Source organism: Mycoplasmoides gallisepticum, from assembly GCF_900476085.1.
GTDB lineage: Bacteria > Bacillota_I > Bacilli_A > Mycoplasmatales > Mycoplasmoidaceae > Mycoplasmoides > Mycoplasmoides gallisepticum.
The window spans coordinates 332298-348293 of the sequence record NZ_LS991952.1 but is presented as its reverse complement, the minus strand read 5'-3'; the positions used below and the strand labels follow the sequence as shown (position 1 = coordinate 348293).

The 15996-nt window shown below is 27.6% G+C and carries 11 protein-coding genes; all 11 read right to left on the bottom strand.

Annotated features, from left to right (window positions below; translation table 4 throughout):
• Window positions 1–2 precede the first annotated feature (2 nt).
• The 11 genes from D2833_RS01475 to D2833_RS01420 all read right to left on the bottom strand — a co-directional run bounded on the left by D2833_RS01475 (window position 3) and on the right by D2833_RS01420 (window position 15991).
• Complete coding sequence (locus D2833_RS01475; protein ID WP_117273981.1) at window positions 3–1262, bottom strand: IS256 family transposase; 1260 nt, start codon at window positions 1260–1262, stop codon at window positions 3–5.
• 208 nt (window positions 1263–1470) lie between these two features.
• The gene (locus D2833_RS01470; protein WP_027333246.1) at window positions 1471–1740 is read right to left on the bottom strand and encodes a hypothetical protein; all 270 of its coding nucleotides are present in this window, start codon (window positions 1738–1740) and stop codon (window positions 1471–1473) included.
• 410 nt (window positions 1741–2150) lie between these two features.
• Window positions 2151–6872: an MGA_1079 family surface serine endopeptidase gene (locus D2833_RS01465; RefSeq protein WP_027333247.1), complete on the bottom strand. Its 4722-nt coding sequence runs from the start codon at window positions 6870–6872 to the stop codon at window positions 2151–2153.
• Window positions 6873–7179: 307 nt separating this feature from the next.
• Window positions 7180–8019 (bottom strand): ABC transporter permease subunit, encoded by an 840-nt coding sequence (locus D2833_RS01455; RefSeq protein ID WP_117273979.1) that lies wholly within the window; start codon window positions 8017–8019, stop codon window positions 7180–7182.
• The gene (locus D2833_RS01450) at window positions 8006–8965 is read right to left on the bottom strand and encodes a sugar ABC transporter permease (protein ID WP_027333249.1); all 960 of its coding nucleotides are present in this window, start codon (window positions 8963–8965) and stop codon (window positions 8006–8008) included. The genes D2833_RS01455 and D2833_RS01450 overlap by 14 nt, the downstream gene beginning before the upstream one ends.
• A 3-nt stretch (window positions 8966–8968) precedes the next feature.
• On the bottom strand, window positions 8969–10117 hold the full coding sequence (locus D2833_RS01445) for an ABC transporter ATP-binding protein (RefSeq protein ID WP_027333250.1): 1149 nt from the start codon (window positions 10115–10117) through the stop codon (window positions 8969–8971).
• A 17-nt stretch (window positions 10118–10134) separates the two neighbouring features.
• Entirely contained in the window at window positions 10135–11958 is a 1824-nt protein-coding gene (locus tag D2833_RS01440) for a P68 family surface lipoprotein (RefSeq protein ID WP_027333251.1), read from the bottom strand.
• A gap of 91 nt (window positions 11959–12049) precedes the next feature.
• On the bottom strand, window positions 12050–13564 hold the full coding sequence (locus D2833_RS01435; RefSeq protein WP_027333252.1) for an IgG-blocking protein M: 1515 nt from the start codon (window positions 13562–13564) through the stop codon (window positions 12050–12052).
• 142 nt (window positions 13565–13706) lie between these two features.
• The gene (locus D2833_RS01430) at window positions 13707–14834 is read right to left on the bottom strand and encodes a hypothetical protein (RefSeq protein ID WP_027333253.1); all 1128 of its coding nucleotides are present in this window, start codon (window positions 14832–14834) and stop codon (window positions 13707–13709) included.
• A complete protein-coding gene (locus D2833_RS01425) occupies window positions 14827–15540 on the bottom strand; it encodes an IspD/TarI family cytidylyltransferase (protein WP_027333254.1) in 714 nt (237 codons plus the stop codon). Before D2833_RS01425 ends, D2833_RS01430 begins: the two co-directional genes overlap by 8 nt.
• Window positions 15515–15991: a hypothetical protein gene (locus tag D2833_RS01420; RefSeq protein WP_027333255.1), complete on the bottom strand. Its 477-nt coding sequence runs from the start codon at window positions 15989–15991 to the stop codon at window positions 15515–15517. The genes D2833_RS01425 and D2833_RS01420 overlap by 26 nt, the downstream gene beginning before the upstream one ends.
• Window positions 15992–15996 lie beyond the last annotated feature (5 nt).

Here is a 15996-nt window from a genome sequence, read left to right as displayed (position 1 = left end):
TTTTAGTTTTTCTTAAGTAAGTTCGGAAATACATCCATTAACTCTTCATATATTCTATATCAATTTCTCACTCTATTACTTTTCTGATTTAGTTTTTTATATCTTGGATTGTAACCAAAATGTACATATAGGTCTAATAACAGCTGGTTTATGTTATTAAAAGACTTTTTAGCAGCTAGGAAACTCCCAATTACTGAATTATAGTTTTCAACTATGTTGCTGGTATAAACTAATGTCCGTAAAGCTTTAGAAAAGCTAAAGAGTTTTTCTATGTTGTCCATCGCTCTTTCCACAACTTCAACTGCGCGCTTGTTAGAACCGCCTCACTTATTTTTTAAATATTCAAAGTTGTGTTTTGCACTTTCTCAATTGTCTGCTCCATATATGTTTTTTAAGTCTCTTAAAAAATCGGACTTCATAGAATGAGATACATATTTTGCAGCATTTCTAATCATATGAACCGTGCAAGTAATATGCATTGCTTTTGGATAAACGTTTTCAATCGCTTCTTTCAAACCCTTTAAACCATCTGAAACAATAATATATGTTTCAGACAAGCCGCGTTCTTTCAAATTATCAAGAATGTTAATTCATTCTGTAGCAGATTCGGTGTTGCTTACGTATAGCGCTATAAGCTCTTTTTGACCATCCGCATTGATTCCTACCACGACATAAAGCGTTTTATTTACGTACTTTGACCGTCCGCTTTCTTCAGTTTTGATCTTAAAGACTTTACCGTCAATCATTATGATTGGGTAGTTGTTTTCTAGCGGTCTTTCGTGCCAATCGCGCATCTCATCTTGAACAGTTTGGATACAATTTGAAATTACGCTAGGACTTACTTTGAATCCATATATTGACGTTATTTGATCAGCGATTTCATTGTTTGACAAACGAGTAGAAGCTAAAGAAAGAACATCTAAAATAAACTTATCATGGATAATTCTTTGATATTTCGGGATAATTTGAGAGTCTTGATTTTCACCACGAATTCTTTTCATTTTTATGGGAATTTCTTCTTTCCCTCACTTAACATTTCTAGTGTATGAGCCGTTTTGATACACATTCTCATCATTATCAGCATTTTCTCTCAATAACTCTAGTTTGCCAACGTGTTCACCATCAACCAGAGCCTGTAAAACAGGCTTAGCAATATAATCAGTGATGTTTAATAGTTGTTTTCCACTACTAGGACCAAATTGTTTTACAAATTCAACAATTAATTTTTGAATCTGTTTCATTTGTTCGTCTTTTGAATTCATTTTTGATTACCGTTTATAAAATTATATTAACCTTTCTTTTTTGAGTTAATTAATTGTTTTACACAAAATTGAATTCGGTGCCCTTAAATCAGTAGCACAAACAAAAAGAGCTAAGTCAAAATATTTATTACCCATTGAAGCATATTCTCAATCAACAAAATACACTTTTTCTTCATCTGTTAATAAAATGTTTGAAAAATATAAATCATTATGAATGGGTGTGCTTAAATCTGAATGTTTTAAGTCTATTCGATAATAATATTCAACTTTTTTGCACAATATCATTTAATCTATCTAATTTTTTAATATTTTCTAAAAATGCTTCTAATCTTTTGTGCATAAAGTTTTCTTGAAATTTTAAATCTGAGCTATGAAGTTGTTTTAAATTATTAGCAACTTTCTTAATAATTGAATCATTAAATTTAAATTTATTATTTGCAATAAATTCTCGCCTTACAAATTTTTCATCGCTACCCAATAACCTAATCCAACTAAATTACCAATCCCTTTACCGTATCCTTTTGATATTCCTAATGCAATGTAAATCCCTTCTGGGTTTTTTCTTTTATACAGAATGTAGTTACTCATATTTATATTATTCATTATTATCATTGTAAAAAATTAAAAAATGTACTTATATACTATGTATATAAGTAATTAGGTAAAAGGTATAAAAAAAGAGCTTCTAACTTGGAAACTCAGGTTTTAATTTTTAAATAAATTATTTTTAGTCAAATATATTAAAAATACACATTTTAGTTTTTAAAATGCGTATTTTTAATAATTTAAATATTTAATTTAATAATAAATTTTCTAAAAATTTTATTTAAATTTATGAAATTAATATTATTTGATATTATGATTTAATTTATTTTTTAATATCAATAATTAATTTTTGTGTAATTGTTTAGGATTAAATACTCATTCAGGTATTCCGATTGTACTATCTCAAGCACTTAATTTTAAAAAAGTTGAAGCAAGAGAATTTTTATTAGCTAATTTATATAATTGTTCAATATTAGGAGCAAAACCAAATCAATTAAATTTTTCATATTTATTTTTATCATTATTTCAAGCTACAGAATAATTGTAATATGAAGTAGCAAAATTATAGAATGATGCAGCATTTAAACTAGTGATATAATTACCTCTATCATCTACTACTCCCGTACCACTTAAACCGCCTCTAAAGAATATTGGGGCATAACTTGTTTCTACAGAAGTTCTTTGATAACTTTCTCTTGCTGTTCCTATAGTACTATCATTATAAATATAACCAATTTGTTTATAACCAGGAAAACCTGTCATTAAACGATTAGTTGAAAAATTCAATTTATTTTCAAAACTAGGGTTTTTATTAACAGTTTTGTGCATTTCTAAAAAATAAGCAATATTATCTTTATTGTAATCGCTTATGCCTAAATTTGGTAATTTTTTCAGATTTTCAAATCATAAAGCAGCGCTAAATTTGCCTTGTTTTTTTAAATTATTAATAATATTATTAACATCAATCATGTAAGTAGATAAATCAGGTAAAACAGCTAATTTATTTTTACTGTCAACATGTATTTCGTCGTCATCATTATATTGTTTGTATCCTGTTCAAAAAGTAAAAATTGGTGTAGAAGTAGCGTTTTCATTGTCTACGCCTTTTTGATCATCAGCAGAAATAACATGTTTATTAGTTCCATTTAAAGTGAAATTAGCATTTGTTTTTCAGGCATTTTCTCAAGGTGTTTCAATTGTATTATTGTTATTAACTACATGATTATTAGTAATAAAGTAGTATTTGCCATCTTGTTTATCTTTATTAACTTTACCAAGCATTAAAGAAGAACCATTATTAAAGGCTAAAACTCGATTGTTAACATCTTTAATTCTTTGATCATCATAACTTAAATGCATAAATTCAACTGAAGGTTTATATCCTTCGTGTCATTTATAAATTAAATTTTCATTAGGATTATATTTAAATAATTCACCATGATTATAAGCTTCATTATAAATATAAAAAGGCATATTTTCAGGTGTTATACTTAAATTTCGATAATCAAATTTATTACTTTGATATTCGCTAAAAGTCTCGTTTTCAATTTCATTTTGGTATTGAATGTTAATATTAGCTCCAAAATTTTGATTAAAGTAAATTGCTTTATTTTTATCGAATTTAACTTCTGGCAAAGTTTTTTGATGATAATAAAGAGTTTCAGCTATATTATTTCCAACTATTAAATAATCATTATCATCACTTAATTTATAACTAAAATGAATACCTTCTTCATTTAAAGTAAATGTTAAAGTAAAATCAATTTTAATATTATTAACACTTTGAGTTTCTTTTTTAAAAATAAGAGTTTTTTGTTTTACTAATTCATTTCAATCTAAAGTAATATTTAAATTTTGTTGAGAATCTAAAACTCTCTTGTAACGATTCTCGTCTAAATATAAAATATTGGTAAAAAATTCAAAATTAATTTTAGCATTAGTTACCTTATCTTGTTTTAATAATGCGTCATAATAATCTTTTTTAAATAATCAAGTAATCTCTTTTTTGTTATTACTTAAATCAAAATAATTATCTTTGTAATTTAATTTAATTTTTCTTTGTCTTAAAATTTTACCATTAGCTAAAAAGACTTTTTTCATATTATATTGAGCACTTAAAAAGTCTAAAATTTGTTCATCAGTTAAATTATCATCTGCTCAATCACTAAAATGACCAATTTCATATCATGTATCACCTAAAATATCTTTAGGTCTATTGACATATTGTGGAAAAATGTATTTTGAATATTTTAGTCTGACAAAAATTCTATTTTCAATATTTTTTACTTCAGCTATTTGTAAATTATTTCAATTGGGTAATTTTCAATTGTTATAGCTTATTTCAGTTAAATTGAAATAATTATTATTAATATTTTTATTAGTTTTAAAATAATTTACCAATGTTGCTGACGTTTGATTTTTAAGAGCATCTACTTTAACATTGAAATTTTTCAAAGTAATATTGTTTATTAAAGCTTCAGGATAAGCTTCTAATTGATAATCATTATAAAGATTTTCTAAAGTAATATCTTTATCAGCGCTATATCTTATATTACTATTAGTTTTGTTAATAAAACCTAATTTAAAACTTAAACTATTTTCTTTAGGATTGTTAACATCATAGTAATAAACATAATAATCTTTTAATAAATTAACTATATTGACATTATTTACTAAATCTGTTGAATTTTTAATTAAATCATGTTGTCTTTGTGAACTATTGTTATTAACCATAGTTAATAAATGATTTAATTGTGCAAAAGCTTTTTGTTCTACTAATAACTTAGGATCCAAAGTTCTTCTGGTTCTTAAATCATTTTGATTATTTGGTGAACCTTGTACAAAATTATAAATAAAGTTTGTACTATTAATTTTATCTATTTCATTAATAATGTTTACTTCAGGTTTTGTATATTTGGTTGTATCATTAAAATCATTTGCACTAAATCAATTTCTCGCTGGATAAAAACCACTTTCTTCTATAGTTTTAAAATATTTTAAAGTATAACCTAAAGTGCTAATGCCAGTATATTTACCATTTTCAAATAAGCCAAATTGAACAATTGCTTCACCTTTGATATCGTCAAAGTGTTGAACTGGTCTATTTGGTAAACCAAGTCTAGTTTGATCTTTAGTTAAAAATTTAATTTGATAGCGTCCATTAGCAGGCAATTCATAAAAATCATTTAAATTGTCATAAATTTTAGAAGCTAAATAATTTTGATGTGTATCATTATTTTTTTTAATTTTTACTTGTGAAAGTATTTTAGAAATATTATTTCCAGTAACTAAATTAACAAAAAAAGCATCTTCTAATTGATTAATATCGTAATTAAAATTATTAAAAATTAGAGGTAAATAAACAACTTGATTATTCTTAATTAATTTTAATAATAATTTAACTAAATTATTTGGTTGAAAATAAAAATAATTAAATTTATCAGTATCATTATTTAAATAACTTACAACTTCTTCAATTTGTCAACCATTAAGATTAAAATCAAAGCTCTTTAGAACAATCTCTTTGAATAATTCTCTGCTTAATGCATAATTTTGATTTAAAGTAGGATATCTGCCTGTTGTAGTAATATCTTTATATTTTTCGTTAGTTTTTTTAATTTCTTCAGCAGTATTATTAATATAAGTTAATAAAGCTTCATCCGTTTTATTATTATTAAATTTAGCATTGGTTAAATAATATTGACTGGGTTTATATGTGACATTAAAATCATCATTAAGTAAATAAGTATATAAATAATTACCACCAAAATAATCGTGTTGATTACGATTATCAGCTGTTTTTAAATTATTAAAACTTTTAATAGTTTTACCATTTAATTTAACATCAACAACTAAATTTCATTTTAAAACAAAAGCTTTAGCATTTTTTACTTGACGATTAACATCTCTAACTTTTTTTTCTACTTGCGTTATATCATTTTTTGATTTTTGTCAATTAATTTCGTAATCAAATAAATTATTTAATTTTTCTACTTTTTTACTAAAAGCACTATTTAACAAATTAGTTTTATTTCTTAAATCATTTCCTGCTAGAGAATTTAAAAAAGCATAATCTACATCATATAATTCTTCAATTGAGTTAAAACTCAAACCGTTAGTTAAAGAAGCTACATCATTTTTAAAAGTAAATGTTCTTTGTTCTTCTTTAGTATAATCACCTTTTTGAGCCACTAAAGTAAAACTAATTTGATTTAAATTATTATCATCTATTTTGATATTTTTAATTTTTAAATTTATTTCTTTATCATTTATTAAATTTAAAAAATAAGGAGCATTTTGTTCTGAAATACTAGTTGAATAAAGTTTAATATTTAAATCTTGATTAATTAAAGGATTTTCAGCAATTGTATAAGATGCTAAAAAAGTATCTACGCTATTTTGATTTTCAGAAGCTTGTTTATTTTTAAATCCTGAAATAGTAACTTTTTTAACATTTGAAGATATTTTTTGTCCATAAAAATTTTCCATAAAAATTTGATATTCAAAACTTATACTATTTGTTTTTAAATCATGAGTAAGATTTTTTAACTCTACATTTTGATAATTATTATTTGTTTTAATTTGAATTTTTTCTAATCTTGCTTCTTCGATAAAAGTGTTTTCTTTATCAGGATAATCAAAAGTAAAATTAGTTTTATTTAATTTTTCTTTTTCATTAGTTATTAATTCCTCTAAAGATAAACCTTGTTTAAATCCAGATATTTCTTTAGTTAAAATATCACTAATTATTTCAGCATTTAAATTAGTTTTTAAACTTTTTAAACGATATTGTAAAGTTGCTTTAGCTTCCTGATTAACTCGCTGAATTATTTTTGGTTCAACTAATTCTATTTGATCATTAGAATTAGTTGTAAACTGTTCTGCTTTAGCATCTAATGCATAAGTTTGATTTTTATTAGGATAATTAAAGTCAAAATTATTAGCATTTAAACGTTTTAATTCTTCATTTATAGCCTCACGATTAACACAAGCAGTAAGCAAAGGAGTTAAAACAAAAATGCTTGAGGCATTAAGAGCTAATAGTAATTTAAATTTTCTTTTCATTTTATTCCTTATTTATCAATAATATAATTTCATTATATTAATGGAGATAATTTAATTATCTATAATTCAAAAAAAACGACTTTTTTATTTTGTATTTAAGTCGTTTTTTTAATAATTTTTTATTAAAAGTAATTATTTATTCATTTGTTGAGCCACTTCTGCAGCAAAATCAGTAACTACTTTTCAATTCCTTCGCCTACTGTATATCTAACAGCATCTAATAATTGCGAATTTTGAGTACTTAATAATTTTTCAATAGTTAATGAATCATCAATTATAAAAGCATTAAACGCTTATGCTTATTTTTTTAACTTACCATCCTGTACATTCTGCGATTAATTATTCTTGATCAGATTACATAGATCGATAAAGGAATCAGAGTTGAGATAAATGCTCCTGCAGCTCGAACGTTAATTAGATCTAACCGATCAACAAAACCAAGTTTTAAAAACCAGGTACTAATCGCGTTGATCGGGGCATTATTTTGATACACCCGACCAGATAAGATTAGTTGTGGTCATAAAAATGAATTTCATGCTTCAATCGTTGTAAAGATGATGAATAAATAGATTGGCACCTTCAATTTGGGTAGATAAACATATCAAAATGCTTGCAGTGGGCTAATACGATCAATTTGCATTAAGTTCTTTTTTATCTCATATTCTTTATTAATTGTGTTGTAAAACAACATCAACATGAAGAATGAAAATAGCATCGGTAAACCTAGCACAAACGATAATGAGTTGAAATTAATAATCCCAAACTGGTTGAGCGTGCTAAATAAATAAAGATAAATTGAGATCTCGGGAATAAAAGAAGTAATTAAGAAGAATAAAAATAAGCCTTTTCTTAATCTGTTAGATAGTTTATTTAAACCAAAAGCTGCCAATAATGTAGATATTAGTTTCAGTGCAATTAAGATTAACACTGATAAAAAGGTTAATAAAAAAGCTAAACCAAATTGTTCATTAAATAATCCCTGGTAGTTTTCATAATGAAAACCATCTGGTAATAAGTTAGTAATTCCACTAGTTATCTTATTCGTTGAGGTTAATGATAAAACGATCAGATAATACAACGGGAATAAAACTAAGATGATTAGTGCAACAATGATTAAAATAAAAAACGTATGTTTAACTATTTTCATGGTTTTTTACCTTCTTTTTCAACTTGATAAACAACTGTTTAAAATTAGTCTTTTTAATGATTAGAAAACTAATCGATAATAATGACAAGTAAGCTATGATCACAATATTAGCAGCTGCTGCTAATGCATAATTTAATTGTGCTGAAGAGTTCTCGTTGGGATTAATATGATCATATAGATAACTAGCTAAAGTATTACCTTTGGTTAATCGTAGATTACTATCTACGATTGCACCTGGATAAAATAATCCCGCATTGGCAAAATTTACGTATAAGACTAATCAAAAAACTGTATTAAAGTTTTTTAAATACACATAACGAACTTTATGTCCGAATTTAAGTTGGTCGATTTTGATTACACGGCTATATTTTTCTAACGAACTTGAAAAACTAAAACTCATCATAACAACGTTAAATGGAAGTAATCTTCAAACGTAATAGATAAAATAAACGATTAAGATATTTCTTCCGTCAAAGTCGTTTGTAAACCTAATCCTGGTATTAAATAACCGATTAAAACCGTCGTTGTTTGTACTAAAGAAATAGATAAAAGAAATTCCAACAGCAAACGCAGAAGTAAAGAATTGTGAAAACAAACAAACAACCGCAATATTCTTAAAGATCTTTGATGATATCTCACTAAAGATTAATGAAAGAATAAATGCTAAAAAGATTACTAAGGGCGTTCCTAGAAAGATTAATAAGTTGGTATTAAGAAATGAATCTTTGAATTCACTATCTGAAACTAGCTGGGTAAAATTTCTGATCCCAAAAGTATAGTTAACCATACTATGTCTAGCATAGACTTTAAAAGATTCAATAAACGATAAAATTATCGGTAAAAACGTAAATAAAGTTAAAAGTAAAATAACAGGAATCAATAAGATCAATCCGATCGTATTGCTTTTAAGTTTTAATTTACTTTTTCGGTTTTTATCAAGCTGCATAATTTATTCTAGCGTCATTACATTCTTTTCATCAAATGAGATTTTGATCTGGTCATTAACCTGAAATTGATTCTCATTAACAATTACTTTAGATGAACCAACAAATTGATCTGATGTGAATTCAATAATCTCTTGTGCTCCCATACTTTGGATATTAGTAATTCTAATTGAAGAATTTGGGTCTTTTTCAATCTTTAATTTACTTGGTCTAATGTATTTATTTTCACTATTAGCTAGTTTAATAATTTCAGGAAAACCAACAAATTTAGCAGTGGCTAAATTAATTGGTGAATTATAAATAACTTCAGGACGATCGAATTGAGCGATCGTATTATTGTTAATAAACATAATCCGGTCACTAATTAACATCGCATCGTTCTGGTCATGAGTTACTAAGATCATTGAGATATTAAATTCTTTTTGAATCTTTCTTAATCAGTCTCTTGAGCTTTCTTTAATCTTGGCATCTAATGAAGCAAATGGTTCGTCTAATAAAATTAGTTTGACATCTTTTATTAATGATTTAGCAATAGCGACACGTTGTCTTTGACCACCAGATAAATTAGCAGCCTTCATAGATAAAATATCTTTAATATTTAATCTGGTAGCCACATCAAAAATCCGGTTTTTTATCGCACTATTCAATGTTTTAAAAAACTGAAAATAAGTTTTATTTTTCTTAAAAAACAGCGCAAAATTGATTAAAAATAATTTTAATCTAAAGTGTTTTTTCACTTTTTGGTTATTTAGTGACTCTTTTAATAACAACTTCAACTCGTCGTATTTTTTTTGATCTATTGAATTAGTTTGTAAATATGAATCTAAATAAGTTGAATAATATTGATTAAAAGAATTTATCAACGATAAATAGATATTTTTATAAACGCTAATTTCATCATATAAAATTGAGTTCTGAAAAACAAAACCCAATTCAATATCATTATTATCACTAAAATCTGAAAACCTAATCGATCCTATTTTTGGTTTAATAAATCCAGCAATTGTGTTTAAAAGAGTTGTTTTCCCACAACCACTAGGTCCTAAAATCGAAACTAGTTCACCTTCATAAATCTGGGCATTGACCTCTTTAAGAACAACCTTTTTGCTGTATGAAACATTGAGGTCTTCAATTTTTAGAATTGTTTTTGACACTTTTCTTTACCGATATCTTAATTAGTTCTTAATTCTGCTCTAATATCATTCATAATCTCATCAGGTGTTTTAACTTTTGCATTATATGCTGCTGAACCTATTACGTTATCACTAATAAATTTAAAGATTTTCGCAGTTTTTGAATCGTTTTTTACATTAACTAATGAAACGTTTTGTGGATCGTTTAATAAAACATCAATACCTTCTCTAGTAATTAAACCAGCTTGAGTGTAGTAATAACTATCTCATTCCTGAGGTTGGTTTTTATAAACATAAACTTTTCTAGCCAGATCAATCTTAGAAAAATCATATTTTGTTGCTAAGTTATCAAACTCAGTTTTTCTTTGTTCATTAATTGATGATGATATGTTTGTTTTTAATGGAACAAAATATCCGCTTCCATTTTCAATTCGGGCCACCACTGAATCATTAGGATTAGCTACTGCTCCATTATTCCCTGAATACAAGTATTTTAAGAAGTTAATTGTCGCCTTATCTATTCCTGGATCACCAGAAGAGATCGGAATTAAATAAGAACCACCAATCTGATAAGTTTTCTTATCACTATCATCCATTCTGGTCAATTGTGGCGCTCAGTAAATATCATTTGGGTGCGTAAACTTTCCTTCAGCTTCTTGAATGATCTGCTCATCTGTTTTATTTTCTTTATTACTAATGAACGTATAAATACTATATTTAGAGATTGTCGCTTGAGCTAAAGTTACTGTAGGACCAATTGCAAAAGCAGCATTGCTATCTCTTATATCATTAAAGCTAAATCCATATCGACCACTATTATTTAACTTAATTGATCTGATATCCTTATCATTAGTTGATCTACTTACATGAATATTGTCATATCAAAATTGGATCGCTTTTTTAGTTGTATCGATTGTTTTTTGTTTTTTTAAATTATCAAAGTTTACTACTAGATCTCTTGGGTTGTTCGCTTCAGCTTTAAGATTTCATAAGAAATCTTTTTCACTATTACCTAGTTTACTTCATATGTATTTAGTTAATAAATTACGGTCGTAATCAATCTCTAGAATCGATTGATCAGTATCAGGTGAAACGTTTGTTAAATTCAAGCCACCATAAATCATACTACTGAATTTAAAGATTGATTCCAAATTATCAAATGTTGAGTCGTTAATAGTTTTATCTTTAAAAACTTCGTTATTTTTTAAAGCTACTGTTGATCAAAAATTATTAGCTGGTAACACGGTTTGGGTTTGTAACTGATTGTAGATCTTTGAATTTTCATCAATTTTACCACCACCCTGTTTAAACAAAGCAAACAATCTTTGCATCACTGGTTTATTAAAATAAAGCGCATCTAAATCAGTTAAATCAAACGGTAATGCGTTTTGGGTGATATGATTTACACCAATAATATTTTTAGTGATCTCATTAATCTCGTTAATGATCGGTTGGCTACTAAAAAAACTATCCGTACTTACGTCTAATAAACGCTCAAGCTGGTTGATTAGATAAGGCGCTGAAATACTTCCCAAGATAACACTAGGGATATTATCTGCACCAGCCCTAATTCTAGTAGCTACAGAGTTAGCTAAATTAAACTCAGATGTTGTTTGGGTAATATCAGCATTCTGATACACAACCTTTAAGAAATCAGGGTTATCTTTATGATCAGTATTATACTTATCAACAATAGAATGCATGATCCGATCTAAAGGAAATGTGCTATTTTGTGCGCTTTGAAATAAGACGATTTTTTCAGGTTTACGTGCACTAACAAATGGTAGGTTACATGATGTAACAACCAAACTTGATAAACCAGTTGCCAATAAAGCAAATGATAATTTTTTTATTAACTTCATAATTGATACTTGAATTATAAAAGAAGCAAGATAAGAAGTTAATAATATGGTCGAATTATCATGAACTAACTCAAACCAAAAAATTCCAGGTCTAAATAACTACGTTTAAATAAGGGATTTTAGCTTTTAAACTGTTAGCAACATCAACTAAACTACCAGACTTTAATAAGCTCTTAGAGATATCTAAGATATTAACTCTAGTATTGTTATATAAGTATTTACTAACAACATTAATTAAAACTTCAGCATTAACTGGAACTTCAGAAGAAACTAATAGTCGTAGATCTTTATCTTCGACATTAACTCGGCCATCGCCAGGGGCCGCCGCCTGGTCTGGTGTTGGTGTTGGTGTTTTTCAAGCAGTCGTCTTCAACAGTTCGATCTGACCACTATCGTTTGAATGATATTTCACACTCATTATGTAACTATCATAGTTAGGATTAATATTCTTAATCACTAAGTTGTTTAATGAAGTAATCCCTGTATCAGATAAAACTAATGAGCTAATATATCCGTCTACAAATGAACCTTGTAAAGCACGTTCATAGTATCTGTGAACAAAGACATCTTCTAATGCTGCTAATGCTTGTTGGTTAGTTAACTGCGCACCATATAAATTAATTGATAAAAATCGCGTAGAGTAATCAGCGTCAAAAATTAGGTGGGTCTTGGGATTTAATGCTAACGGATTGTACTCAGTTAAGTTTGGCGTGTAAAGTTCTAACTCTTGAATCTCAGAATTAACCAAACTAAAGTCAAAACGATCAAGAATATTCGATTTGATTGTTAGTTTTTTCACCGAACTTGGAAAAACTAATTGCTTCATCGTTTGACTATCAGCATTTGATAAGATCACAAAATCAGGTGAATATTCTTTTAATGTCTCATTAATCATCGCTGGGTTTGCTTGATAAAGATCAATTGACATCGTAAAGATTAGACGATCAGGTAAGTTATTAAACTTAGCTAACAACTCATCTGTTGCTCTGTAATTAAACACACTAACCCGACTGTTAACTCTAGCATGGCCTACTGCGATCCAACCTTGGTAATTATTTAAACCAATATCACTAGAGGTTCGTTCGTTTTTTAGATAGATCGTAGGTGAATCTAAGATCGGCATATAAACCCGATCGTTGTAATAATACGGTGATTGGTAATACTTATTGTCATCTGAATAACCAGAGACAAAGTCACTGGTATGACCAGTTTGTTCTTTAGCTAAGATCTTAACAGGTGCTGGGACTTGAGGGTCACTTTGAACACTAGTCAGTTCCCCATCATGATTTTCAAGGACTGAATCATCTACTAAAACAGCAGATCGATTAACTAATTCTACGGATTCAACTGTTGAACTATAGATTTTTTTCTTTAATTCAAAGTCTAAACCTTCAATTCTGAACTTGGCAAGCGTTTGGAAACCAATTAATCTATTAACCGGAGCAAGCGGTTGATTTTGACCTGAAATTAACTTATCTTGATAAAGCGAATTTGAGATCTTTACAGAAGTATAGATGATCCCTGACAAAAGCACAGAGATCAAACCGACCGATCCAAAGATCCACAACAAGGCCTTTTTATATTTCTTTAAACTTTTTGGTTTCACGCTTTGATATTTTTGTTTAACTAGCTTTCTTAAGCTAATATAAACAGTTCATTAAAGATTTATTTAATATCCATATAATAATAAAACTGTTGATTAGTTAATATCAATCATCGTATCTTTCTACTCTAATTATACCACGATCTTAATCGTTGAAGTCTTCAGAGTGGTGTAGCAACATATCTTTAGTTGACTCATTAAATTCGTAAGAATTTAAGTCTTTTAACCCACTTGTTAAACTAATTGATGAACTACTATTTAGTCCAAAATCATTAATACCAAGTGTTGAGGTATTGGAATGGTTATTATAATCAAAATTAAAGCTATCACTATTAGCAAGATCACTCAGTTCACGGGTAATACTTTCATAATTACCAATCTGTTGATCAATATCATCCATTCGTTGTTTTAATGATGCTAACGAATCATTAAAACCACTCGAACCTAGTTTAGCCACTGTTAGATTTGAATCATGGAACTTTGGTTCGAAATCATTTAGGTAATTATTACTACTATTAAAGTCATCGTTAGTTAGATAATCATTGTATGATTTGAGATCAGCTTGATGAGTAAATGAACTGTTTTTAATTGATCCCAACTGGTCACGATCATCAAACAGATCAAAATCATCGACTTGATTTTGATTAAACGTTCTTAGATCTTTTTCAGAAGGATATTGATTAGCTCTAACCTTTTTTTCACGATACTCTTCTTTGTTTAAAACTGGTTGATCTTGCTTCTCATATTGTAGCAAGCGCTCTTTTTGTTTTTTAGCAGCTTCGTATTCTGCTTTTAACTTATTGGGTTGATAAGTTGGGTTGATCTGATCAAGGTTTTGGTATTGTGAACGATAACTCGTATCATCGTTCTTATCATCCCAACGTGATCTAGTCACGATTAATTTCATTAGCTGATTTTTTATATAAGCATAATACCAAGCACAAGGATGGTTATTAGCTTGGTAGATCATCTTATCATTAATCATAAAACCAATATTATCGATTAATGGAGCTTTTTGTTTTCAGATCGCTAAGATCATCTTTAGATCATCATATAAGCTTTCATCTCGTAAAACCAGATAAAACTGATCAACATAAGCATTGATATTATCTGTTTGATAAGAACAATTAATCGTTAGTTCAAATAGTTGTTGGTAGTTATTCACATAACAACTACCAATAATTTGGTTAGCTTGAACTTTTATCATGTCGTAGCGAAAAACCTTATTTTCACTAACGACTAAATCGAAATTGGTTTTATAAGCGTTATTCATCTTTTCTATTATTAACTAAGAGTTTAAAATGTTCTAAATCAGCTAATGTGGTGATCTTAAAACAATCAATTTTAGTTTTAATCCAATGAGCTTTTACTCCTTTTAATTTTAATAAAAAATCAGTTAAATCTAAATGATTTTGTTGATCGTCAACTAAATCTTTTACTGTTTTAAGTCACGTTGCTTGAGGGGTGTAGATCATTTTGATCTGATCACGATCAAGATGTTCTTGGGATTGGTTAATTTGATCGATCTTGATTAGTGACGAAGCAATATCTTGATACAATGAGACACACTGATAATGATCTAAAGCATTAATACAATCACTAAGGATTGTTTGATTAATATTAGGTCTTGCACTGTCGTGAACAACGATCTTGGTTTGATCATTGTAGTTAGAAGCAATCAGATCATTAATCGCATGAATAAATGAAAGATAGCGATTAATTTTTGAACCAGCAATCACCTTAATTATGTGGTTATCTGAGTGTTTGGTTTTAATCATTTCTAAATGTTGTTCATTGACAACTAAATAGATCAGATCAAACAAGTTCGAAGCTAAAAACTGATCTAAGCTGTATTCATAGACCATCTTGTTATTTACTAAATAAAACTGTTTTAACTGATCAGTTAAACCAATTCGACTAGAACTTCCACTAGCTAAAATGATCCCAACAGTTTTAGTAATCATTTTCGCGGTAATCAACTAGTTCTTCAACTAGTTTTTTCAAAACTAAGATACAAACCGGTTGAAGATACTTGTCTGATTGGTATTTAGATAGATCAACATTATGCATAATAATCCGATCTTTAATGATTAAACTAAAAACTAATTGTTTAGTTTTTTCTTGATCAAAGTGAACAAAATTGATCACTAGATCAGCAGCAAAATATTCACTAGCTACTTCTGATAGATAATTGTGAAGATCAGTTGATCATACCTGATTGGGATCAATTGGACTATGACGATTGTTTTTTAAAAACAGATTAATACTTTCAGGGTTTTTAAAGATCATCACCCCTTTGAATAATCGATCTAATTGATGATCTAATAATAAAGCATTAGTAATGATTCCATTACTATGTGATTCCATAATCCCAATCGTTCAATTATGTTTGGTTAGATAGTTAATTATTATATCTTTGTAATCGATCATTTTTG